The organism is Halococcus sp. AFM35 (genome assembly GCF_051195015.1).
Classification (GTDB): domain Archaea; phylum Halobacteriota; class Halobacteria; order Halobacteriales; family Halococcaceae; genus Halococcus.
This window is the reverse complement of record NZ_JBNTJU010000011.1, coordinates 46878-67807: the sequence shown is the minus strand read 5'-3', so window position 1 is coordinate 67807 and position 20930 is coordinate 46878. Positions and strand designations below refer to the sequence as shown.

Genomic DNA, 20930 nt, shown 5'->3' with positions numbered 1-20930 from the left:
TGTCCATGCGGGAACAACGACGGCGACCGACCGGCCGCTCGCGCCGTGCGTTCCTGCAAGCGGCCGGCGCGGCGGGTCTCGTGGGTCTCACCGGCTGCGTTGGGAGCGGTGCCGAGCGCGGCGGGAACGATGGAACCGCCCGCGACGCGCCGGTTTCGATCCTCGCGGCCGGTAGCCTCCAGAACGCGCTGTCGAACGGGCTCGAACCTGCCGTCGACGTCCCCATACAGGTCGAGACCCACGGGTCGGCAACGGTCGCCCGCCTTATCGACGAGGGAAAACGCGACCCCGACATCGTGAGCGTCGCCGACGTGGCGCTGTTCGAGAAGCCGCTCTCGCCGCCGTGGCATGCGGTGTTCACGAGCAACGCCGTCGTCATCGCGTACAACCCCGATACGAAAGGCGGCAAGCGCCTCGCCGAGGCGGGCGCGAGAGAGTGGTACAAAACGATGGCCAGCGACGACGTACGCATCGGCCGGACCGACCCCGACCGGGACCCGCTCGGCTACCGGACGCTATTCACCCTCGAACTCGCCTCGCGGTACTACGACGACGCGTCGAACCTCAGGCGGAAACTACTGAAACAGGACCAGATATACCCCGAGACGGCGCTCATCAGCCGGTTCGAGAGCGGTTCAATCGACGCCGCCATCGCCTACCGCAACATGGCCGTCGAGCGCGATTACGACTACATCGACCTGCCCGACGAGGTCGATTTGAGCAACCCCGAACACGAGGATGAGTGGTACTCGACGGTCTCGTACTCGTTGCCGGGCGGCCAGACGGTTCACGGCGGACCCATCAGCTACGGGTCGACCATCCGGAAGACGAGCGACGCCGCCCGCAACGTGTTCGCCGCTCACACGACCGGCGATTACCTCGACGAGTACGGGTTCCTCCTGCGCGAGCGGTTCCCGACATACGAAGGGGACGTGCCACAGCGCGTGAAACGGGCGACCGTTCAGTCCGGTGGAAATCGACCCGCTGGGGCCCAGTCCATGCTCGGCAGTGCCCCAGGAGAACCATCATCGGTGGTATCGGGGGGTCGCTCCTGATCTGCGATGGCGACACGCTCGAACCCGTCCCGGTCGCGAACCACGCCGTTCGGCTTCGACTGGCTCACCGTCGCGCTCGCCCTCGGCGGCGTGTTGTGTCTCTACTACCTCGCGCCGATGGTGTCGCTGTTCCTCTCGGTCTCGCCGGGGGCGGTCCTCACCCGGATGACCGACCCGACGGTCGTGGACGCGGCGACCACGTCGTTGCTGTCGGCGTCGGTCAGCGCGACCGTCGCCACGGTGTTCGGACTGCCGCTTGCGTACTGGCTCGCACGAAGCGAGTCACGCTGGACGAACGCCGTGCTGGCGGTCGTCGTGTTACCACTGGTGCTCCCGCCGACGGTGGGCGGCATCGTCCTGCTCACCGTGTTCGGTCCCGGCGCACCCGTCGGCAGCGCCGCGGCCAGTGTCGGCGTTCCGCTCACGCGCTCGCTCGCCGGCGTGGTGCTCGCCCAGACGTTCGTCGCCTCGCCGTTCGTGGTCGTCACCGCGAAAGCCGCCTTCGAGAGCGTCGACCGCACGCTCGAACACGCCTCGCGCTCGCTCGGAAAGGGGCGGTGGACGACGGCCCGGAACGTCACGCTGCCGCTCGCCATGCCGGGAATTCTCGCCGGTGTGACGCTCACCTTCGCGCGGGCGATGGGCGAGTTCGGCGCGACGATGATGCTGTCGTACTACCCCCGGACGATGCCGGTCCAGATATGGGTCTCGTTCATCGAACTCGGTCTCGACAACGCCTATCCCGTCGCGATTTTACTACTGCTTATCTCGGTCGCGGCGCTCGCCGTGCTCAACACCGTCGCGGCCAACCCGTGGCAATGACGCTCGTCATCGACGGCGTGCGGAAGTCCCACGGCGCGTTCGAACTCGGTCCCATCGACCTCGCCGTCGGCGAGGAGGTGCTCTCGGTGCTCGGGCCGTCGGGCTGTGGCAAGACCACCCTCCTGTCGGCGGTCGCGGGACTAATCGATCCCGACGCCGGGACGGTCTCGCTCGACGGGCTGGATCTCACCGGCCGACCGCCGGAAAAGCGCGGCACGGTACTGGTCTTCCAGGACGGCGCACTCTTTCCCCACATGACCGCCCGCGAGAACGTCGCCTACGCTGCGGACGCGGACCAGCGAGTCGCGGAACTCGCCGCAACGCTCGAAATCGAAGGTGTGCTCGACCAAAAGGCGGACACGCTGTCGGGTGGCGAACGCCAGCGGGTCGCGCTCGCGCGCTCGCTGGCTGCCGACCCCGCCGCACTGCTGCTCGACGAACCGCTCGCCAACCTCGATGCGCCAATCAAGCGCCGACTCCGCGACGAACTCCGGCCGCTGCTATCGTCGTTGGACGTTCCCGTCGTCTACGTCACCCACGACCAGCGCGAGGCGACCGCCATCGGCGACCGACTCGCGGTCATCGCCGACGGCGAACTCCTCCAGCTCGATACGCCCGCCGAAGTGTTCGCCCACCCCGCAACCCCCTTCGTCGCCTCGTTCACTGGGAGCGTCAACCTGTTTTCCGGGCAGGTGGTCGAAACCGAGACGGGCCCCGCACTCGACTGGAACGGGCGAGAACTCGATGCCGCCATCGGCGGCGAACACGTCGGTGACGACGTCCGATTCTGCATCCGGCCCGAATACGTCACGCTTGCGGACGACGAAACGGAAAACGCTCTCGCCGGGACCATCACCCGGCGGGTCTTCGAGGGTGACGGCCATCTGCTCGACGTCGTTCCCGACGGGGACGACGAAGCCGTTCGTCTCGCGCTCTCGCCGCCTGCCTACGAACGCGCGGAACTCGACGCGCGCGACCGGGTCCGGCTGACGCTCCCGGCCGACGCCATCCACGTCATCGGGAACGACGGGGGACCCCACGAGACACCGTCACGCTCGCGGTAAGACTGCCGTTCGGGCGGTGTCCGACGTCGACGGCGTACCGGAGTGAGAAACGATTACTCGATGTGACCTTCGCGGCGGAGCTGGTCGGCGTCCTGGTCGGAGTAGCGCCACTCGATGGTTCCCTTCTCGTCCTGCCAGTCCCACGGCTCGACGAGGACGACGTCGCCCTCGTTGATCCAGACGCGATACTTCATGCGGCCGGGGATTCGGCCCATGCGCTCCTTGCCGTCCATACAGCGGAGTTGGACGTGATTGCCGCCGTTGTGCTGGGTCACGACGGCGAACACCTCGTTGTCGTCGGGCATGCGGAGGTTCTTCCGCCCGGATTCTTCGCTCATGGGTTCGATAGGATTGGGAGACGGTTAAGCCGTTGGGAATCGCCGGCGCTCATTCCCTGTCGAGTCGCCGCCCACCGATATACATCCCGTCCCCTACCGGGCGCTCGTTCGCATATCCTTCGTGATACTCCATGAGCTGGAAGAGCGTGCCCGTCGCGTTCCGCGGCGAGACGAACGCCTCCGTCCACTCGTCGAAGCGCGTGCGGTCGACGACCCGTAATCCGGCCGCCTCACACGTCTCGATGACCCGCTCGATGTCGGCGACTTCGAGGGTCACATGATGCAGTCCCGGTCCGTGCTCGTCGAGGAAGTCGGTCAGAAAGCCGTCCACTTCGGGTTCGATGAGTTCGAGCCGTGAGGCGTTGCCGAGTTCGTAATACGCCCACCGGAAGCGGCCCTCGACCGACTCCTCGGTGAGTCTCTCGCAGCCGAGCGCCGTGAGGACGGGTTCGGCATCGGCAATCGACTCGACCGCGATACCCACGTGGTCGACCCGAATCGGTGTGTCGTGTGTCATCGTCCACCGTTCGACACGGGAGGATAAATCGCTACGGGTCGATTGGCGAACTCGTCAGGTTTGACCCACTCACTCGGTGACGTAGACGTTCTCGCGGTAAGTCTCCTCGCCGATGCGGGTCTCGCTTTGCTCGTCCAACTCGAAGCCGAATCGTCGGTAGAACTCGTTACCCGGGTCGTTTTCGGCGAGCACCATCGCCCGCACCCGCTCAGCACCGCGGTCGGCGAGTTCCTCGCGGACGTGCTCAAGCAGGTCGCTGCCGATACCCTCGTTTCGATGCTCGGGCGCGACGTAGACCCGAAGTATCGTGCCGCCGAGTTCGTCCTCGACGGCGTGAGCGAAGCCCACGACTTTCCCCTCGCGCTCGGCGACCGGCACCACCGCGTCGTCGCTGTCGATTTCGGTCGCAATGGTCTCGGGGGCGTACCACTCCTCGACACCCTGCTCGACCGTATCGCGACTCAAGATGTTCGGATAGTCGTGTTTCCACGACACTCGCGCCACCCCTGCAATCGACTCGGCATCGGTGTTCGTTGCCTCGCGCACTGTCATGAATGACCGTACCACGGCAACCGGGATAGCCGTTTCGACGGCCCTAGCGAGCCAACCACCGCAAAAGGATTGCCGAAAACACAGCCGTTTACTCATCGGCTTCCGATAGGCCGACCGTGACTATCCGACCATGACCGAGTGGGAGTACGAGACGTTGCGCCCGCCGCGCGGGCCAACACAGAAGGAAGCGAGCGACCCGAAGGCGGAGCTGAACGAACTCGGCGCTGCGGGCTGGGAACTCGTCACGAGCGTCGAGTACGCCGGCGGCGGCACGAAATTTCTGCTGTTCAAACGGCCCGTCGAGGAGGGCGCAGAATGAGCGCCGACCCGGACGCGCGAACGAACATCGGTGCCGACCCGGACACCGAGACCGAAATGGACACCGAGGTGGACCCGGACGTCGACATCAGCACCGCGAACACGATGCGCGAGCGCGCGAACGAGAGCCGCATCAAACTCTGGGCGATGCTCGGCGCGAACCGCCTGCTCGTCACCGGCCTGCTGGCGCTGTTCGTCTTCGGTGCGTTCGTCGCCCTCGGGGTGTTCGTCTATCCCCCGTTCGAGGCGAGTCTCAGAAGCGCCGACACCATCGAGACGATGTTCTCGACGATGATCGGGGCCATCGTCACCGCGACGACGCTCGTGCTCACCATCTCCCAGCTCGTCATCTCACAGGAAAACGGCCCACTCGGCGAACAGCACGGCCGCATGAGCGATACGATGGACTTTCGGTCGTACACCCGCGACCTCATCGGCCAGCCGATGCCCGCCGACCCCTCGATGTTCCTGCGGGTCGTCATCGACGCGGCAAAGCGCCGTGCGGTGGCGCTGCGCGGTGCCGTCGCCGACAACGATAACGACCAGCTCCGCGCTGAGGTCGACGAGTTCACCCAGAGCATCATCGACAACGCCGACGAAGTGGACGAGGACCTCGAAGGCGCGACCTTCGGCGAGTTCGACGTGCTCTTCGCCGCGCTGAACTTCAACTACGGCTGGAAGGTGTTCCAGGTCGAGCGCATCGGCGACGACCACGAAGACAGCCTGACCGACGAGGACCACGCGATACTCGACGAACTCCGGACGTCGCTGTCGATGTTCGGCCCGGCGCGCGAGCATATCAAGACGCTGTACTTCGAGTGGGCGCTCATCGACCTCTCGCAGCTCATCCTCTACGTGGCGGTGCCGGCGCTGGTCGTCGCGGGCGCGATGCTCGCGTTCGTCAGCGGGAGCACGCTGACGGGTGCGACGCTCGGCGTTCCCGATATTCTGTGGCTCGTCGCCGGCGGGTTCACCGTCACCACGCTGCCCTTTCTCCTCCTCATCGCCTACATCGCCCGCGTCGCCACAATCGCAAAGCGCACGCTCGCCATCGGGCCGCTCATCCTCCGTGGTTCTCAGCGGTGATTCCCGTGGCCGGCTAATCAGAGCAGTTCGTTGCCGCCGGTCGAGACCGTATGCGTCTCGATGGTCGTCCCGTTGACCGAATCGGTGGCGGTGATGGTCGCGTTCTCGCCCGCGGGTAGATAGAGGGTGAGACCGCTGGTCTGACCGCTTGCGACCGTCGTCGAGTCGAATACCTTCCCGCTCTCGGTCGTTACGGTGAGGTCGGTGACGTCCTGTTCGCTCGTCGCGTTCGGCGCGAGCGTGACCGATGTTTTGATACGGCCGCTGACCCACGGCTCGCTGGTCGATATCTCCTCGAAGACGGCCGAATCGTCGACGTTGGCCGAAACAGTGGGGTCGAGCATGAGACAGCCACCGAGGGTGAGACCGGCGGCGAGCGGGATGGTAGCGAGGAACCGACGACGGGAGCGAGTCATGCGTTCGGTTCGAGCCGTGGGTTCTTGAAGCTATAGCCCGACTGGTGCAGGCAGAGCGCTTTTGCGTCGGCCGCCAACATATCCACCATGCTCGGCAGCACGGTAGTCACGAAAGCCGCGAAGAAGGGATACAAACGCTACGGCGTGCCCGGGGCGCTGGCCGCCGGCGTCGGGACGCTTCTCGGAATCCGGTTCATCAAGCGGAAACTCCGTCCCAGTGGCGGCAACGACGGAGACGACACGAGCGATACGACCACCGACGGACAGTAACTGCGCGTCGATTCCGCTGATTTATCCGTTTGCTCCCGGTAGTACGTCCATCGATGGCGACAGTCGTCAAGGGCCGCGTTCCCGCGGAGGAGTTCGCGCTCTACGAGACGCTCGCGTCGGGTCCTGACATCGAATGCGAGATAGAGCGCATCGTCGAGACCGGCGACGACGTCGTCATGCCGCTGGTCTGGCTCCGCGGTGGGGACCACGACACGTTCGAAGCGGCGCTCGCCGAGGACCCGAGCGTTGACGACCCCTCATTGCTGACTGACCTCGACGCCGAATCGCTCTATCGGATGGAATGGGTCGCGGACATCCAGCTCGTCGTCCAGATGCTCACCGGTGTGGACGCGACCATCCTCGACGCCTACGGGGCCGACGGCTGGTGGTATCTCCGGGTGCTGTATCCGACGCGCGATTCGCTGTCGGCAACCTACGAGTTCTGTGATGAGAACGGGCTTACCTTCGAGGTCGAGACCATCCGCGAGATGGACGGCGACCCAGTGGGTCGCTACGGCCTGACCGAAAAGCAGTACGAGGCGCTCACGCTGGCGACCGAACGGGGCTACTTCGACGTGCCCCGCGACATCGACGTCTCCGACCTCGCCGACGAACTCGACATCTCCCATCAGGCGCTCTCGGAGCGGCTGCGCCGCGCCCAGCGCGTGCTCGTCGAGGACACGCTGCTGATGGGAACGCGCTCGGACGAGTGAGTCAGCCCGCCTGAAAAAGCCGTTCGTACTCGTCGGGGAGTTGGGTGCGGACCGCGTTCCACGTCTCGCCGTCGACCGACTGGGCGAGGCTCTCGAAGACCGCTTGGGTGTGCAATCGGGCGTCATCGGGGTCGATATCCGTCGTCTTCTCGCGTTCGGCCTCGCGCACCCAGTCGACGAACTCGTCGGCGGTGAACCCGGCGGCCTCCGTTCCCGACCCGTCGAGCGCCCCCGCGAGGTTTTCGGGGAGTTCGTCGGCGAGTGTTTCCACCGTATCGAGCCGTTCGCCGAGCACGCCGAGGACCGCCTCGGCGGCCGCGACCGCCTGCTCGGGCGAATCGAGGTCGGCGCGCGATTCGACATCCGAGAAGAACTGTTCGTCGTCCATATTCGTCCACCAACTGGCGAGCGTGTTTGGCGTGCTGCCTGCAAGCGAAGGGATATCAGCAGTCGAGGAACGCTTCGGCGTTCTCCCAGAGGAGCTTTCGCTGGGTTTCCTCGGGGTAGTCGGTGTGTTTCTCGAACGATTCGAGCCACGCCTCGGGGCGAATCATCGGATAGTCGGTGCCGAACATCACCTTGTCCTGCAGGATGGTGCCCGCGTAGTGGAGCACCTGCTCGTCGATGTACTTGGGGAGCCAGCCCGAGAGGTCCATGTAGACGTTGCCTTTCTGCTGGCAGACCGCTAACTGCTCTTTCTCCCACGGGAAGGCCGGATGGGCGAGCAGAATCTGGAGGTCGGGAAAGCGTGCGGCCACGTCGTCGACGAGCAGCGGGTTGCCATGCTGGACGCGCAGCCCACGTCCGCCCGGCGAACCGGCCCCGAGCGTCGAGTTCCCGCCGTGGAAGACGACCGGGACACCGAGGTCCTCGATGGTCCGCCAGAGGTCGTCGTGTTCGGGCGCGCTCGGGTCGAACCCCTGCGCTATCTGCTGAAATTTGAACCCGGAGAGGCCGAGGTCCGAGATGGCGCGTTCGGCCTCTTGCACACAATCGTCCTTCAGCGGATCGACACTGGCGAACCCGGTGAAGAAATCGGGGTACTCGTCGCGCACCGCGGCGACGTAGTCGTTTTCCACTGGGGGATTGCCCGTATTCGTTTCGGCATCCCAGCCCAGAAGGACCGCGTGACGGATGCCGGCCGCGTGGTACTCCTCGCGCATCTCCTCGTAGCCCCACGTTTCGAGTTCGGTGCCGAACTTCCCGGCCGCATCGCGCATCATCTCGCCGCCGGCATCGTGGAGGAACTCGCTCGTCGGTTGATGGGCATGGGTGTCGATGGCGCGTGCCTCGTCGAGCAGGTCGATGTCGGCCATATCTCCCCATTCGGCGGCGGCTCGAAAAACGTGTGGGTGGGGGCCAATCTTTATCAGCGATAGCGAGTAACCATCCCATAGATGAGCAAGACGCTGCCGTTCCGCTGGTACGGTGGGAAATACAGCCATCTCGATTTTGTCCTTCCACAGCTCCCACGTACCAATCAGTACGTCGAGCCGTTCGGCGGGTCCGCCGCGGTCCTCATAAACCGCGAACCCTCGCCTGTTGAAACCGGCAACGACATCGACGGCGACGTGGTGAACTTCTTCGAGGTGCTCCGCGAGAGCCGCGACGAACTCCTCGAAGCAATCGCCCCCACGCCGTTTTCGCGCGAGAAGTTGGCGGACGCGGTCGAACGGCAGCACAACGACGGCCTGACCGACATCGAACGCACCCGCCTCTTTTTCGTCCGCGCGGGACAGACGCGCTCGGGTCTCGCACAGGAGGCGACGCCCGGACGGTGGGCATACTGTAAATCCACGTCCGCTCGAAATCATCCTTCTCGATTCCAATGATCTGCTAAATCTGCTGAAATTCGTCGGCGATGCAGGTCGGATTTCATTCACCGAATCGGTTGGTGAGTCCCTGAACGCGATGCGAGCAAGCACGGTGAACAAAGAGCGCTGGCAGGAACTGGTCGAGAGTTTCGAGAGGATAAATAACTAGCTTCAAGACTGTATATGTGGTACTTACTGTATAAAGTAAAAACGAGTACGATACGAACCGTCAGTAGTGTCGTTGATTGGTGTGACGAAGATGGACATCTTCCGACGGCTCGCCGACGAGCCGAGCCACGGGTATCAGTTGCATAACGAAGTGGGCGTCTCCTCGCCTGTGGTCTATCGTCATCTGAGTGATCTGGAGGACGCCGGTATGGTCGAAGGAATGCCGGTGGCGAACGACAACCGTGGCAAGACTGAGTATTGCATCACCGATGATGGTCGGACCCTCCTCGAACTGCTCGACAGATGATCGATTGAATGCATCGTTCGACGGTAGCGACGTCGGTGTTCGCCGTGGTTCCTACTCTTTCGTTTTGAACAGGAACTTCATGTCGCCAGCGAAGACCGACTCGCCGTCCTGATTGGTCATCTCGGTGTCGATGACCACCAGACCGGCGTCGTCGCGGCTTTCGAGGTCGCGCTTGTCGGTGACCTCGTATTCAGCCGATACCGTGTCGCCGATGACCACCGGATTCGGAATGTCCATGTAGTTCATACCCAAAAACGCCACCACGGTCCGCTCCACCACTCCCGTTCGCTGGAATAACCCTGTGGAGAGGATGAACGTCATCGGGCCGTGGCCAATGCGCTCGCCGAAGGGACCGTCCTCGGAATACTCCTTGTTCGTGTGGAGTTCGGTCCAGTCGCCGGTGAACATCGAGTGGATGGCGAAATCGGCCTCCGTCACCGTTCGCCCGGCGCTCTCGAAGGTCTGACCCACAGCAAGGTCCTCGAAGTGGTGTGGTTCGTAGCTGTATGGCATACCCCACCATCGTCAGTACGATACAAGAAACCCCACGATTCACCGCCCATGGTCGCCGGCTATTCGGCCGGGACGAACTGCACGCCGTAGCGTTCGATTCCTTCCTGTTCGTAGATGCGCCGGATGATAGCACGAACCGTGCCGCCGGTTTTCACCCGCTTCGGCCACACAGTCGTGGGTCGCCGGTGGGGAAATCGGCCACGACGGCGAGTGCCGGCTCGCTCCGGCGTGCGCGCCCGAAGGCCTCGAACAGCGAGCGGTAGGTCTCTCGGGAAACGAACTGAACGGTGACTGGCCCGCGCCAACGACGTTATGCATCGCGCATACGGACCACGACATGGAAGTAAAACGTCCCGCTCGCCTCAGCCCAACAGCCGACCGAGGGCCGACGAGCCGAACCGCGAGCGTCGCGGTCGATTCCGGTATGGGTTGCTTGCCGCACCGACCGTCGCACCGGCGAGCAGCCAGAAGGCCGCGTTGCCGACCGTCCAGTGGTAGGCCGCCATCCACGAGGAGTAGGCGTGGAAGGCGGCCATCGACGCGAGCATGGCGACCCACAGCAGGCGTTCGATGCCGTTCGTCGCCACCGCTAGCCGAAGGGCGACGAACGCCACGGCGAGGACGGCGAGGAGGTAGAAGCCAGCGCCGACGAAGCCGGTCGCGGCGAGATTCGACAGGAGGGTGTTGTGGACGCCGATGTCCGCCGGCAGGCCATACTGGTCGGAGAGCAGGTAGAAGTTCTTCCCGCCGATGCCGAACAGCGGGTATTTGACCGCGACCTGTATCGCCGTGATGTACTCCTCGATTCGCACCGCGAGCGTGTCGGTGCGGAAGATCGGCGTGTCGCCGTCGCCCGATTGGAGGACGAACCACAGCACGCGGGCGATGGTCCCCCAGACCGCGACGGCAACGACGCCAACGACTGCGGTCACGGCGGGCGAGTAGCGCCGCTTCGCCGCGAAGAACAGCCAGACGGTGAGACACGCGCCGAACCCCAACGCGAGGAGAACGAGCGTCGCCCAGCCGGCGTCCGTGTCGGCGACGCGAATCGAGAGCACCGAGGCGGCGATAGCACCCACCACGAACGGCGAGAGCCATGCGCGCCGCACCGCGACGACGACCGCGAGCGGAAGCGCGAGCAACAGGACCATCGCCAGCTCGCGGCCGTGGCCGACGAACCCCCCCGCATAAAAACCGGTCGCGATATCGAACGAGCCGAGCGCGAACGAGCGGAGATAGCGGTCGGGCGGCTCGCCCAAGAAGGGAAAGCCGAGCATTCCCCCATTGGCGATCTGGCCGAGCGAGACGAGCAGGTTGCCGGCGACGGCGATGAGGAACGGGTAGAGCACACAGCGGACGTCCGTGCGGCGGACGACCAGCGCGGCGACGGCGAAGACGACGAGATTTCGTAGCTGCTCGATGGCGTACATGACTGCGGCCGCCGACGAGACGCCGTTGGCGACGACGCCCGCGGCGAACGCCCAGCAGACGAACGCGAACAGGCCGACGGCCGCAAGCGACCGCCCGTTGACTCGGGGCGAAACGCCCCCGCTGACGGTCTCGTACAGCAGGACCAACAGGAGGGGAACGACCACGAGGTCGGCCGCCACGAGGTCGACCGTCGCGATGCCCGGCCCGTCGACGAGCGTCACGGCGATGTCGAACAGCGTGAGGACGACCGCGGCGCTTGCGAGACCGGCACGGACGTGTCCGCTCACGAGGACGACGGCGAAGTAACAGAGACCAGCGACGGCGACGAGCGCCGGCGTCGGGAACCCGCTGGCTGCCGCGGCCACGGGCACACAAACGGCGAGCAGCGTAGTCAGCAACAGCGCGGTCCAGGCGTACACCCGCACCTCGCTCTCGTGGACCGGCAGGGCGTTGTCGGTCGCCCCGAACCGGTCAGTGAGCAACTCTGTCACGTATATCTGCTGACATTATACGTAGTCGTCCCACATACGTGTGTCGGTCTTGCCAGTGGAACGGGCCGACGAATCAATCGAACCGCCTTTATTCGACCGCCGTGGCCGATGGACATGGACCGCTCGGTCGTGCTGGCGCTCATCATCGGAATTTTGCAGGGTGTCTTCGAGTGGCTGCCGATTTCGAGCGAGGGGAACATCACGCTGTATCTGACGGTGGTCGAAAACGTCCCGCCGGCGGTCGCCGTCCAGCTGTCGTTATTTCTCCACGCCGGGACCGCGCTCTCGGCACTCGCCTACTACCGCGAGGAGGTCGCGGACCTACTCGGTGAGATTCCCGACTGGCGACCTCGCCGAGCGTTCGACCGCGAGCGCTCGGAGCTCACCTTCTTTGCCGTCGCCACGCTCATGACCGGCGTGGTCGGACTCCCAGCCCTAGTGGTGCTCGAAGAGCTGGTGAGTCAGCTCGCCGGCGGGGCGTTCGTCGCGCTCATCGGCGGCCTGCTGGTCGTCACAGGACTCCTCCAGCGCGGGGTCGAGGGGCGCGGCGGGCGGCGCGAGACGCCGGACCTCGTCGATGCGGTGCTCGTGGGTGGGCTGCAGGGACTGGCGATATTGCCGGGCGTCTCCCGGTCGGGGACGACCGCGAGCGCGCTGTTGCTGCGGGGTCACGACGGTCCCTCGTCGTTTCGGCTCTCGTTTCTCCTCTCGATTCCGGCGGCACTCGGCGCGGGCGTGGTCACGACACTCAGCGACGGGATTCCGGCGATTTCGCCCGCGATGGCCACCGTTGCGCTCCTGACGAGCGCCCTCGTGGGGTATCTCACCATCGACGCACTGATGCGCCTCGTCGAGCGCGTCTCCTTCTGGCTGGTCTGTGTCGGTCTCGGCGCGCTCGCGGTGGTCGGCGGCGGCGTCTTCTTGCTCTGAGTGGCGACGTGCAATCCGGACGACGCGAGCTACTGGCGCTGGCTGTAGATCAGGTTGCGCTGGACGGCGTTGGCTCCCTCGTAGATGACGGGAATCCGGCAGTCACGGTAGACGCGCGCGATACGGTTTTCGGTCAACACCGAGCGCCCGCCGTGGAGTTGCATCCCTTTCTCGGCACAGTCGACGGCGGTCTCGGTCGAGTTCGCTTTCGCCAACGCGGCCCAGTAGCCGGCGTTGTCCTGATTCGCCACTTTTTCGGCTGCACGCCAGTTGAGCGCGCGGGCACGCTCGAAGTCGATGAGCATGTCGGCGAGGTCGTGTTGGACCGACTGAAACTCGCTGACCTCGCGGCCGAAGGCGTCGCGGTCGTGGACGAAGTCCCACGCCTCTTCGATGGCCGCCGCCGCGAGACCCAACCCATGCCCGCCGACGACCACGCGGCCGTGATTGAAGAAATCGGCGAGCATGTAGAAGCCGGTGCCCTCGTTGCCGATGATGTTTTCCTCGGGAATCCGGCAGTCTTCGAAGAAGATATGACCCTGTTTCGAGGCGCGAAAGCCCATCTTCTCGGGGATGTGTTCGGCCTCGTAGCCCGGCGCGTCCGTGGGAACGATGAACATCGAGAAGTTCGAGTAGCGGTCGTCGGAGTCGCCCGTTTTGGCGTAGACGGTGAGCCAATCGCCCTCGACGGCGTTGCCGACCCAGTATTTCTCACCATTGAGAACCCACTCGTCACCGTCCTTTTCGGCCGCAGTGGTCATCCCAGCGAGGTCGCTGCCGGTCTGGGGTTCCGAAACAGCGAGTCCGGTGATTTGGTCGCACTCCGCCACGGGCCGGAGGTACTCCTCCTTCTGTTCGTCGCTACCATATTTTTCGACGATTTCCGCGCCGAAGCTCGCCAGTTGGAGGGTGAGTGCGATGCCCGCATCCGCCCGGTAGAACTCCTCGGCGATGGCGAGCATCGCTTCGAGTCCGAGGTCGCGCCCGCCGAGGTCCTCGTTGATGTCTTGGGCGACCAGTCCGGCTTCCTGACCGGCTTCGAGGACGTCCCATGGGTACTCGCCGGTTCTGAAATACTCCTCGGCGTTCGGCGCGATGTGTTCGTCGGCGAACTCGCGGGCATCCTGTTTGACCTCGCGAACGTGTTCGGGAACGATGGACTCGTCCAGTAACTCCATGTCCTCGGGTCGGGGGCGCGACGCAAATAACTCGTGTAAACCGGCAACGGATAGTGGGAAGTTGTCGGCTAGTCGCTTTCGGGGGCGGCCTCTGCGGGTGCTTTCCCCTCGACCAGCGACTCGTCGGAATACTCCTCGCGGAGGTCCTTCTTCGAGAACTTCCCGGTGGCGGTCTTCGGTACTTCGTCGATGAACAGCACGTCGTCTGGCACCCACCACTTCGGGTAGTCCTCGCGCACGAGGTCGAGCAACTCCTCTTTGAGCGACTCGCGTTCGTCGCTGGCGACGACGAACGCCACGGGTCGTTCCTGCCACTTCTCGTGGGGCACCCCGACGACGGTGGCTTCGGTCACGTCGTCGTGGGCCATCAGCGCGTTTTCGAGTTCCACGCTCGAAATCCACTCGCCGCCGGATTTGATGACGTCCTTCGCGCGGTCGACGATTTCGATGTAGCCATCGGGGTCGACCGAGACCACGTCGCCGGTTTTGAGCCACCCGTTCTCGAAGTCCTCTTCGTTGGCTTCGGGGCGCTCGAAGTATTCGGTCGTGACCCACGGCCCGCGGACCCAGAGCTCGCCGAAGTCCTCGCCGTCCCACGCGATTTCCTCGCCATCCTCGTCGATGACCTTGAACTCCAGTCCGGGAACCATCAGCCCCTGTTTGGCGCGCTTTGCGTACTGGTCCTCGGCGTCCCACTCGTCCATCCCGTCTTTGAGTCTGGCGACCGAGCCGATGGGACTCATCTCGGTCATCCCCCATGCGTGGAGCACGTCGACCCCATGCTCGTCGAAGCGCCGGATGACCGACTCGGGCGCGGCGCTCCCGCCGATGATTACCTGTTCGAGCGAGGAGAGGTCCACGTCGTGGTCGTTCATGTGTTCGAGCAGCCCGAGCCAGACTGTCGGAACGCCCGCCGTAATCGTGACGCCTTCCTCCTCGATGAGCTGGGCGAGGTCCGCGGGGTCCGGCGAGGGACCAGGATAGACGTGTTTCGCGCCCGCCGCAGTCGTGGTGAAGGGCATCCCCCACGCGTTGACGTGGAACATCGGGACGACCGGCATCACCACGTCGGAATCATCGATGTCGAGTCCCTGTGGCGTGATGGTCGCCATCGTGTGTGACCAGAGCATCTGCTGGGTGTACTCGACGCCTTTGGGCTTGCCGGTGGTCCCCGAGGTGTAACACATCCCGGCCGGGCGGTCCTCGGAGAGTGCCGGCCAGTCGTACTCCTCGCTTTGGTCGGCAATGAACGACTCGTAATCGACCGCATCGAGGTTCGTTTCGGGTACCGACTCGCCCATCACGACGAACTGCTTGATGGAGGAGAACGCCTCCTCGTCGGCCGCGCCGGCGAGCTTCTCCAGGAGGGACGGGTCGACGAACAGGAGTTCGTCGCTCGCGTTCTCGACGATGAACTGGATGTGGTCGTCGGGCAACAGCGGATTGATGGTGTGGAGTTGCCGGCCGGAATCGGGCACGCCGAAGTACGTCTCGAAGTGGCGGTGGTGGTTCCAACAGAAGGTTCCGACGCGGGCGTCGTCGCTGATGCCGGCGTCGTCGAGGGCGTTCGCCAGCTGAGCGACGCGCGTGCCGAATCTCTCGTAATCGTAGCGCTCGATTCCCTCGTGGGTGCGCGAGACGATTTCGACATCGGAGTACATTCGCTCTGCGCGCCACAGGAACGGTCGAAGGGTCTGGTCGGTGCCTCCGGGCATACTCGTTCCTACGGCCGATAGGTAATGATTCTTCCCCACGATTCGGCGGCGGTGAATGCTGGGGACTCGAAACGGGTTCGGCCAGCCAGTCGAACGCCAGAACGACTAATTGGCACCCGCTCGTAGCCACACCATGAGCGACCAGGCAGCCGCCGGGACCGCAGACGCACAGGGTCCCGTCGAAATCGACGAGGAACTCGCCCGCCATCTCGAAAACAAGCGTGAAGAGCTGTGCGAGAAGTTCGGCATCCACGACGAGTTTCCCGACACGGTGCTCGATGAAGCGGAGGAGCGAACCGAGGACACCCAGCGCGAAATCGACGACGAACTCGACCGTCGAGACGACCTCCGTGAACTGACGACGTGGACGACCGACCCGGTCGATGCGCGCGACTTCGACGACGCGCTGAGCATCGAAAAACACGACGACGAGTACGTCCTCCATGTGCACATCGCCGACGTGACTCATTACGTCGATCCCGACAGCGAGATGTGGGCCGAGGCGGTCCGGCGGGCCAATACCGTCTATCTCCCCGATTACACCATCCACATGCTGCCCGCGAAGCTCGCCGAGACCGTCTGTTCGCTCGTGCCCGGCGAGGACAGACTCGCCCACACCGTCGAGATGCATCTCGACCGCGAGACGCTCTCCTACGAGACCATCGACATCTACAAGTCGGTGATTCGAAGCGACGAACGGCTGACCTACACGCAGGCCGAAAATCGTCTCGACGACCCCGACAGCGACCTTCACGAGGAGAGTAGTTTAGTATTCGAACTTGCCGACCGACTGCACGAACAGCGCAAGGAAGACGGCTCGCTGGTGCTGAACCCGCGCCGCGACCGCGCCCACACCATCATCGAGGAGTGTATGCTGAAGGCGAACAAGGCCGTGACCCACGAACTGATGTGGAATCGGGGTGTCGAGGCGATGTATCGAGTGCATCCACAGCCCAGCCCCGAGCAGTGGGACGAGGCGTTGCAGGAGATTCAGGAGTTGGATGGCGTCTCGATTCCCGGCGACGCATGGGGCGATGACCCGCGGATTGCCGTGAACGCCACCCTCGAAGAAGCACCCGAGCGCCAGTTGGGCAAGATTCAGTTTGCCGTGATGAAGGTCATGCCGCGCGCGCGATACATGAACGACCCCTTTGGGGGGCATCATGCGCTCAACTTCGATATCTACGGGCACTTCACGAGTCCGATTCGTCGGCTGTCGGACCTCGTGAACCACTGGATAGTCCACGAAAACGACGTGCCAGAGGACCTGCTGGGTCTCTGTGACCATGCCTCCGACCAGCAGCAGGCCGCCGAGAAGTGCGAACGCGAGTATAAGCAGTTCTTGGAGGAAGTCGGGTTGGATGCGGATGCGGTGAACAACCGGAGTATCGAGGTCGTCGAAGAAGGAGAATAAACGCGACCCGTGGTATTATATCTCTCCTCTGTCTCAATCTGATTAGTCCATGACTGAGGCAAAAGAAGCGAAGTTCCACGGAATTTTCTACACTCGACTCTATGACTACCTTGAAAACAATGATACTATTTTCGATGAACCTGTATCTGAAAAGACAACGACAAATGGCTTTGCGGATGTCTACCTACCGAGCCATTGAGATGGCTCGGTAGTTATCGAAGTCAAGCGCGATAACATCTATCCACGCGATCATGAAGTAGTTAAGCAGGCCCGCGATTATACGTCTGACCTTGATGCGGAGTTCTTCGCAACCTGCAACTCCAATGACTTATTTCTATACCATTACCAAGGAGAATACAGTATCGAGGAAATCGATTTTTACTACTTCAACCTGCGAGAGAATACGCTTGAAGAAGTTATCCCCCAGTTCCTCAGCGTTGTTGAGCACGTTTACGAAAACAAAGAACTTCCTGACCAAAACGAACGAGAGCGTATCGTTGGAATCCTCAGAAGCTTTCACTCCTCCGTCTGGCCGACGTACAAGGCATTAGCGGAGGAAAAACACGGAAGTAACGAGCAATTTATCGAGAATTTCGATGAGTGGGCGCGCGAAAACGACTATATGCGGCTCGAACCGGACGAGCGGTTCGAAATCGCCGCGAAACAGTATTCATATCTTCTCACGAATAAGGTGCTGTTCTACGAAGTCGTTCGAGAGAAGACCAAAGCGAGATACGACCCACAGGCAGGTGACACGATAACGCCAATTGAGACGAAGAGCGGCTTCGAACTCGATCCGCTTGCCGACTACACGACTATAGAGAATCTAGAAAATCACCTAAACAACCAGTTTGAGACGATTGTTGAAGAGATCGATTATGAACCGATATTCAACCACGGGGCGAGCCTCTTTGCAGAATTTCCGCAGAACACGAAGACACTCCGTACGCTCGATGATTTCATTTCCAACATCGAGAGTGAATCCATTACGAAGCTCGATGAGGACTTCCTCGGGGCCGTGTACGAGGAATTGATTCCTGTTCAAGAACGAAAAGAACTCGGCCAATTCTATACACATCCGAAAATCGCAGAGACGATTTCTCGATGGGCTATCCGAGATGTCGATACGGAGGAAAACGGAAATAGCCAGCCACCCCGAGTTCTTGACCCGGCATCCGGGAGTGGTACGTTCGTCGTCGAAGCGTACAACACGATTGAGCGGCTCATGGATTCCGTCGAGCATCAGACAATTGTAGACCATTTGACCGCTATCGACATCAATCGATTTCCGCTCCATCTCACCGCACTCAACCTCTCTGCCCGGAGCATCTCCAAGAAAACGGAGCGTCTGTACGCATACAACGACAGTTTCTTCGACATTGACCCAGAGACGGACAGATTCCGCGACGGACGCATCGAAGGCACGCAAAACGACCTGAACGAAGTCGGCCATTTCGACGCCGCCGTTGGCAATCCGCCGTACATTCAGCAGGCCAATCTGTACCCGAACAAGGACCATTTTCGGAACCATCTCTCGACGTTCGGCCGCTCTGGAACCTCACCGTACAAAGATGGGAACAAGAAACTGAGCGGGCGGAGCGACGCATACATCTATTTCGTCACGCATGCGACTCAGTTCCTCCGTGACGGCGGGCGGCTGGGGTACATTATGCCGACGAAGTGGCTGATGACTCGGTACGGCGAATCATTTCAGGAATTCCTCTACGATCACTACAAGGTGAATGCCGTCGTTGGGTTCTCGGTCCGGGCGTTTGAAGATGCGCTCGTGGATACGGCTCTCCTGCTCATCGAAAAGTGCGAAGACGAGCAGGAGCGCCGCGACAACACGGTGAATTTCGTCCAGATACGGGAGTCGATGGAGCCGGAAGACATCATCAGCACCGTCGATTTCGACTACCCGATTGATGAGGACGAATACATGGTCGTCCGCAATCGGAATTCCTACCGAACCGTTGCGGTCGAACAGTCTTATCTGACGGATGAGGGCGGACAGAAACTCAACTACTACCTGAGTGCTCCTGTCGAATTCATCAAGCTACTGGAGAATGAAAAGCTCGTACCGTTAGACGATTTGGCGGATGTCACGTACGGGAAGAAGACCGGCGCAAATGACTTCTTCTTCATCAGCGACGACGACCTCGAAACATGGTCAATCGACGAGCGCTTTCTGAAACCGGCAATCAAGAGTATCAAAGAAGCCGACGAGCAGGTGCTTTCCGAAGAAGACACCGGAAAGTACCTCTTCGATATGTACGAGTTCGTCGAAGAGGTGAAACGCGACACGACCGGTGTTGCAGCGAATTCGGACCTCAGACAGAGAGTCAAGGACGCGCTGGAGAGGGGTGGCTATACCACGACGAAGCAGTACATCGAATGGGGCGAGTCGGAGGAGTTCCACACTCGGCGGTCGTGTGAGGGACGTGATGCGTGGTTCAATCTCGGTCAGTTGGATGGCCCGGAGATTCTGCATCCGAAGTTCTTCAACGAGCGGGTGTTCGCCATTTGGAACCGCGACCGACTCATGCCGAGCAACGCAATCGACTGCATCAACCTCGATGACGATGTGGATGAAACGGTAGTGATGGGCATTCTCAACTCTACCGTTCACAAGGCGCTGCTGGAGTGTTGGGGCCGGGCAGAGGGAGGTGGTGCCCTGCAACTCATGACATACGAGTTGTCGAGTTTGCCCGTGCTCGACGTTCGCGGTCTTGCTGGAGAGGTTACTGGGAAGATAGCAGATGCCAACCAAGCGCTCATCGACGGAGAAGACGATGCCCAGGAAAGGCTCGACCAAATCATACTCGATGCTCTCGACGTGGATATCGATACAGAACGATTGCAGGAGTTACAGGAGACGATGATGCAAAAGCGGGTTTCAAGTGGCGCGGAAGTTGAGGTGCTCGTGGAACATATGGAGGGGCTAGAAGAGGGTGGTACGCAAGCGTTCGTAAAAAATCCAGATGGAAACCAGAGTCTAAGCGATTATATGAGTTGATGAAAGCAGACCATCTTGTGAGTCACCACACTGATTCTGGAGTGTCGTGGCTACTGAGTGGCTCCTCGTCGGGTCGTAGGTCCGCCGGCAAGTCCTCAGGTCCCGTAATCGCCTTCTCTCGATGCTCACGCACGCGCTCGGCGATCTCCTCACGGAGTTCACGCATCTCCTCGGGGTGTTCGTGGTAGTACGCGAGCGCGGTGTGGACCTCACCGAGCGTGAGGTCGAATTGGGTAGTGATTTCTTCGGGCGTGCGACCGCTCTGGACTTGGTCTACGACGTGGAGTACGCTGATTCGCCGGCCCTCGATTCTGGGTTTCCCACCCAGCACCTCCGGCGTCGAGACGATTTCGGCCATGCAGGTACTATGGGTGTCATCGGATAAAAACTCGGTGCGAACGACCACAACGGGCTACTCGGCGATTGGCTACGTGATGAGGCGTCCGTTTCGAAGCACACCGACGAATCAGCCTCGACTAGGCCCATCCATCGGGAACGAAGAACTCGCTGTCGGTCAGGTCAATTCCATAGTCTTCCAGCCGGTTGACCGCACCGACGACCCGCGCCACCGACGGGGAATCCTCCGGCATGAACAGGACAGGCGCATGTGGTGCGTCCAGTCCGACGAAATCGTCGTCGTGGGTCAGCACCGCTCGACCGTCCTCGCTGGCTCTGCTCTCGATTTCTATATCGTCAGTTCCCGTTCCGTACGTGTCACGAACGAGTTCGAGTTCGTGACCTGCCGCACGGACCGCGTTGACGACCGCATCCGAAACGTTCTCGTCGACAACGATTCGCACGG

General features: G+C 62.3%; 24 protein-coding genes. 12 read left to right on the top strand and 12 right to left on the bottom strand.

The window, feature by feature from the left end; genetic code table 11:
* Window positions 1–5 precede the first annotated feature (5 nt).
* The 3 genes from ACQUQO_RS10490 to ACQUQO_RS10480 are packed head-to-tail and all read left to right on the top strand — an operon-like array spanning window position 6 to window position 2941.
* Window positions 6–1055, top strand: a complete 1050-nt coding sequence (locus ACQUQO_RS10490; protein ID WP_435077950.1) for an extracellular solute-binding protein — start codon at window positions 6–8, stop codon at window positions 1053–1055.
* A gap of 6 nt (window positions 1056–1061) precedes the next feature.
* The gene (locus tag ACQUQO_RS10485; protein ID WP_435077949.1) at window positions 1062–1877 is read left to right on the top strand and encodes an ABC transporter permease; all 816 of its coding nucleotides are present in this window, start codon (window positions 1062–1064) and stop codon (window positions 1875–1877) included.
* Window positions 1874–2941, top strand: coding sequence for an ABC transporter ATP-binding protein (locus tag ACQUQO_RS10480; RefSeq protein ID WP_435077948.1), 1068 nt, complete (start codon window positions 1874–1876; stop codon window positions 2939–2941). Before ACQUQO_RS10485 ends, ACQUQO_RS10480 begins: the two co-directional genes overlap by 4 nt.
* Window positions 2942–2994: 53 nt before the next feature.
* Here the strand turns inward: ACQUQO_RS10480 and eif1A are convergent, their stop codons facing one another.
* The 3 genes from eif1A to ACQUQO_RS10465 form a co-directional block, all read right to left on the bottom strand.
* Entirely contained in the window at window positions 2995–3279 is a 285-nt protein-coding gene (gene eif1A, locus ACQUQO_RS10475; RefSeq protein WP_244699394.1) for a translation initiation factor eIF-1A, read from the bottom strand.
* 49 nt (window positions 3280–3328) lie between these two features.
* The gene (locus tag ACQUQO_RS10470) at window positions 3329–3796 is read right to left on the bottom strand and encodes a VOC family protein (protein WP_435077947.1); all 468 of its coding nucleotides are present in this window, start codon (window positions 3794–3796) and stop codon (window positions 3329–3331) included.
* A 69-nt stretch (window positions 3797–3865) separates the two neighbouring features.
* Entirely contained in the window at window positions 3866–4348 is a 483-nt protein-coding gene (locus tag ACQUQO_RS10465; protein ID WP_435077946.1) for a GNAT family N-acetyltransferase, read from the bottom strand.
* A 130-nt stretch (window positions 4349–4478) separates the two neighbouring features.
* Between ACQUQO_RS10465 and ACQUQO_RS10460 the strand changes: the two genes are divergently transcribed.
* A complete protein-coding gene (locus ACQUQO_RS10460) occupies window positions 4479–4667 on the top strand; it encodes a hypothetical protein (RefSeq protein WP_435077945.1) in 189 nt (62 codons plus the stop codon).
* Window positions 4664–5752, top strand: a complete 1089-nt coding sequence (locus tag ACQUQO_RS10455) for a hypothetical protein (protein ID WP_435077944.1) — start codon at window positions 4664–4666, stop codon at window positions 5750–5752. Before ACQUQO_RS10460 ends, ACQUQO_RS10455 begins: the two co-directional genes overlap by 4 nt.
* 17 nt (window positions 5753–5769) lie before the next feature.
* Here the strand turns inward: ACQUQO_RS10455 and ACQUQO_RS10450 are convergent, their stop codons facing one another.
* Window positions 5770–6168, bottom strand: a complete 399-nt coding sequence (locus ACQUQO_RS10450; RefSeq protein ID WP_435077943.1) for a hypothetical protein — start codon at window positions 6166–6168, stop codon at window positions 5770–5772.
* 87 nt (window positions 6169–6255) lie between these two features.
* Between ACQUQO_RS10450 and ACQUQO_RS10445 the strand changes: the two genes are divergently transcribed.
* On the top strand, window positions 6256–6438 hold the full coding sequence (locus ACQUQO_RS10445; RefSeq protein ID WP_435077942.1) for a hypothetical protein: 183 nt from the start codon (window positions 6256–6258) through the stop codon (window positions 6436–6438).
* Window positions 6439–6491: 53 nt separating this feature from the next.
* On the top strand, window positions 6492–7151 hold the full coding sequence (locus ACQUQO_RS10440) for a helix-turn-helix domain-containing protein (protein ID WP_435077941.1): 660 nt from the start codon (window positions 6492–6494) through the stop codon (window positions 7149–7151).
* 1 nt (window position 7152) lies between these two features.
* Here the strand turns inward: ACQUQO_RS10440 and ACQUQO_RS10435 are convergent, their stop codons facing one another.
* Complete coding sequence (locus ACQUQO_RS10435) at window positions 7153–7539, bottom strand: DUF2267 domain-containing protein (protein ID WP_435077940.1); 387 nt, start codon at window positions 7537–7539, stop codon at window positions 7153–7155.
* Between the two features lie 55 nt (window positions 7540–7594).
* On the bottom strand, window positions 7595–8467 hold the full coding sequence (locus ACQUQO_RS10430; RefSeq protein WP_435077939.1) for an amidohydrolase family protein: 873 nt from the start codon (window positions 8465–8467) through the stop codon (window positions 7595–7597).
* 81 nt (window positions 8468–8548) lie between these two features.
* Between ACQUQO_RS10430 and ACQUQO_RS10425 the strand changes: the two genes are divergently transcribed.
* Together ACQUQO_RS10425 and ACQUQO_RS10420 are read left to right on the top strand one after the other, a co-directional pair.
* A complete protein-coding gene (locus tag ACQUQO_RS10425) occupies window positions 8549–8983 on the top strand; it encodes a DNA adenine methylase (protein ID WP_435077937.1) in 435 nt (144 codons plus the stop codon).
* Window positions 8984–9224: 241 nt separating this feature from the next.
* Complete coding sequence (locus tag ACQUQO_RS10420) at window positions 9225–9440, top strand: PadR family transcriptional regulator (RefSeq protein ID WP_435077936.1); 216 nt, start codon at window positions 9225–9227, stop codon at window positions 9438–9440.
* Between the two features lie 51 nt (window positions 9441–9491).
* On the opposite strand, the gene ACQUQO_RS10415 is transcribed toward ACQUQO_RS10420, so the two are convergent.
* Window positions 9492–9953 carry a MaoC/PaaZ C-terminal domain-containing protein gene (locus tag ACQUQO_RS10415; protein WP_435077935.1) on the bottom strand — a complete coding sequence of 154 codons (462 nt, stop codon included), beginning with the start codon at window positions 9951–9953 and terminating at the stop codon, window positions 9492–9494.
* Between the two features lie 362 nt (window positions 9954–10315).
* On the bottom strand, window positions 10316–11875 hold the full coding sequence (locus ACQUQO_RS10410) for an O-antigen ligase family protein (RefSeq protein WP_435077934.1): 1560 nt from the start codon (window positions 11873–11875) through the stop codon (window positions 10316–10318).
* A 114-nt stretch (window positions 11876–11989) separates the two neighbouring features.
* Here ACQUQO_RS10410 and ACQUQO_RS10405 point away from each other — a divergent pair, with 114 nt between their 5' ends.
* Window positions 11990–12805 (top strand): undecaprenyl-diphosphate phosphatase, encoded by an 816-nt coding sequence (locus ACQUQO_RS10405; RefSeq protein ID WP_435077933.1) that lies wholly within the window; start codon window positions 11990–11992, stop codon window positions 12803–12805.
* A gap of 29 nt (window positions 12806–12834) precedes the next feature.
* Here the strand turns inward: ACQUQO_RS10405 and ACQUQO_RS10400 are convergent, their stop codons facing one another.
* Window positions 12835–13983: an acyl-CoA dehydrogenase family protein gene (locus ACQUQO_RS10400; protein WP_435077932.1), complete on the bottom strand. Its 1149-nt coding sequence runs from the start codon at window positions 13981–13983 to the stop codon at window positions 12835–12837.
* Between the two features lie 68 nt (window positions 13984–14051).
* Window positions 14052–15698: a long-chain fatty acid--CoA ligase gene (locus tag ACQUQO_RS10395; RefSeq protein WP_435077931.1), complete on the bottom strand. Its 1647-nt coding sequence runs from the start codon at window positions 15696–15698 to the stop codon at window positions 14052–14054.
* A 133-nt stretch (window positions 15699–15831) separates the two neighbouring features.
* Here ACQUQO_RS10395 and ACQUQO_RS10390 point away from each other — a divergent pair, with 133 nt between their 5' ends.
* Window positions 15832–17112, top strand: a complete 1281-nt coding sequence (locus ACQUQO_RS10390) for an RNB domain-containing ribonuclease (protein ID WP_435077930.1) — start codon at window positions 15832–15834, stop codon at window positions 17110–17112.
* 622 nt (window positions 17113–17734) lie between these two features.
* Entirely contained in the window at window positions 17735–20128 is a 2394-nt protein-coding gene (locus ACQUQO_RS10385) for an HsdM family class I SAM-dependent methyltransferase (RefSeq protein WP_435077929.1), read from the top strand.
* Between the two features lie 22 nt (window positions 20129–20150).
* On the opposite strand, the gene ACQUQO_RS10380 is transcribed toward ACQUQO_RS10385, so the two are convergent.
* Together ACQUQO_RS10380 and ACQUQO_RS10375 are read right to left on the bottom strand one after the other, a co-directional pair.
* Window positions 20151–20486, bottom strand: a complete 336-nt coding sequence (locus ACQUQO_RS10380; protein ID WP_435077928.1) for a DUF433 domain-containing protein — start codon at window positions 20484–20486, stop codon at window positions 20151–20153.
* Window positions 20487–20604: 118 nt separating this feature from the next.
* Window positions 20605–20928 carry a DUF5615 family PIN-like protein gene (locus ACQUQO_RS10375; protein WP_435077927.1) on the bottom strand — a complete coding sequence of 108 codons (324 nt, stop codon included), beginning with the start codon at window positions 20926–20928 and terminating at the stop codon, window positions 20605–20607.
* Window positions 20929–20930: the final 2 nt, after the last annotated feature.

Excerpts from the sequence above, each read along its gene's own strand:
- ACQUQO_RS10490 (WP_435077950.1), top strand. The coding sequence starts at position 6 with ATGCGGGAACAACGACGGCGACCGACCGGCCGCTCGCGCCGTGCGTTC.
- ACQUQO_RS10485 (WP_435077949.1), top strand. The coding sequence starts at position 1,062 with ATGGCGACACGCTCGAACCCGTCCCGGTCGCGAACCACGCCGTTCGGC.
- ACQUQO_RS10480 (WP_435077948.1), top strand. The coding sequence starts at position 1,874 with ATGACGCTCGTCATCGACGGCGTGCGGAAGTCCCACGGCGCGTTCGAA.
- eif1A (WP_244699394.1), bottom strand. The coding sequence starts at position 3,279 with ATGAGCGAAGAATCCGGGCGGAAGAACCTCCGCATGCCCGACGACAAC.
- ACQUQO_RS10470 (WP_435077947.1), bottom strand. The coding sequence starts at position 3,796 with ATGACACACGACACACCGATTCGGGTCGACCACGTGGGTATCGCGGTC.
- ACQUQO_RS10465 (WP_435077946.1), bottom strand. The coding sequence starts at position 4,348 with ATGACAGTGCGCGAGGCAACGAACACCGATGCCGAGTCGATTGCAGGG.
- ACQUQO_RS10460 (WP_435077945.1), top strand. The coding sequence starts at position 4,479 with ATGACCGAGTGGGAGTACGAGACGTTGCGCCCGCCGCGCGGGCCAACA.
- ACQUQO_RS10455 (WP_435077944.1), top strand. The coding sequence starts at position 4,664 with ATGAGCGCCGACCCGGACGCGCGAACGAACATCGGTGCCGACCCGGAC.
- ACQUQO_RS10450 (WP_435077943.1), bottom strand. The coding sequence starts at position 6,168 with ATGACTCGCTCCCGTCGTCGGTTCCTCGCTACCATCCCGCTCGCCGCC.
- ACQUQO_RS10445 (WP_435077942.1), top strand. The coding sequence starts at position 6,256 with ATGCTCGGCAGCACGGTAGTCACGAAAGCCGCGAAGAAGGGATACAAA.
- ACQUQO_RS10440 (WP_435077941.1), top strand. The coding sequence starts at position 6,492 with ATGGCGACAGTCGTCAAGGGCCGCGTTCCCGCGGAGGAGTTCGCGCTC.
- ACQUQO_RS10435 (WP_435077940.1), bottom strand. The coding sequence starts at position 7,539 with ATGGACGACGAACAGTTCTTCTCGGATGTCGAATCGCGCGCCGACCTC.
- ACQUQO_RS10430 (WP_435077939.1), bottom strand. The coding sequence starts at position 8,467 with ATGGCCGACATCGACCTGCTCGACGAGGCACGCGCCATCGACACCCAT.
- ACQUQO_RS10425 (WP_435077937.1), top strand. The coding sequence starts at position 8,549 with ATGAGCAAGACGCTGCCGTTCCGCTGGTACGGTGGGAAATACAGCCAT.
- ACQUQO_RS10420 (WP_435077936.1), top strand. The coding sequence starts at position 9,225 with ATGGACATCTTCCGACGGCTCGCCGACGAGCCGAGCCACGGGTATCAG.
- ACQUQO_RS10415 (WP_435077935.1), bottom strand. The coding sequence starts at position 9,953 with ATGCCATACAGCTACGAACCACACCACTTCGAGGACCTTGCTGTGGGT.
- ACQUQO_RS10405 (WP_435077933.1), top strand. The coding sequence starts at position 11,990 with ATGGACCGCTCGGTCGTGCTGGCGCTCATCATCGGAATTTTGCAGGGT.
- ACQUQO_RS10400 (WP_435077932.1), bottom strand. The coding sequence starts at position 13,983 with ATGGAGTTACTGGACGAGTCCATCGTTCCCGAACACGTTCGCGAGGTC.
- ACQUQO_RS10395 (WP_435077931.1), bottom strand. The coding sequence starts at position 15,698 with ATGCCCGGAGGCACCGACCAGACCCTTCGACCGTTCCTGTGGCGCGCA.
- ACQUQO_RS10390 (WP_435077930.1), top strand. The coding sequence starts at position 15,832 with ATGAGCGACCAGGCAGCCGCCGGGACCGCAGACGCACAGGGTCCCGTC.
- ACQUQO_RS10385 (WP_435077929.1), top strand. The coding sequence starts at position 17,735 with ATGCGGCTCGAACCGGACGAGCGGTTCGAAATCGCCGCGAAACAGTAT.
- ACQUQO_RS10380 (WP_435077928.1), bottom strand. The coding sequence starts at position 20,486 with ATGGCCGAAATCGTCTCGACGCCGGAGGTGCTGGGTGGGAAACCCAGA.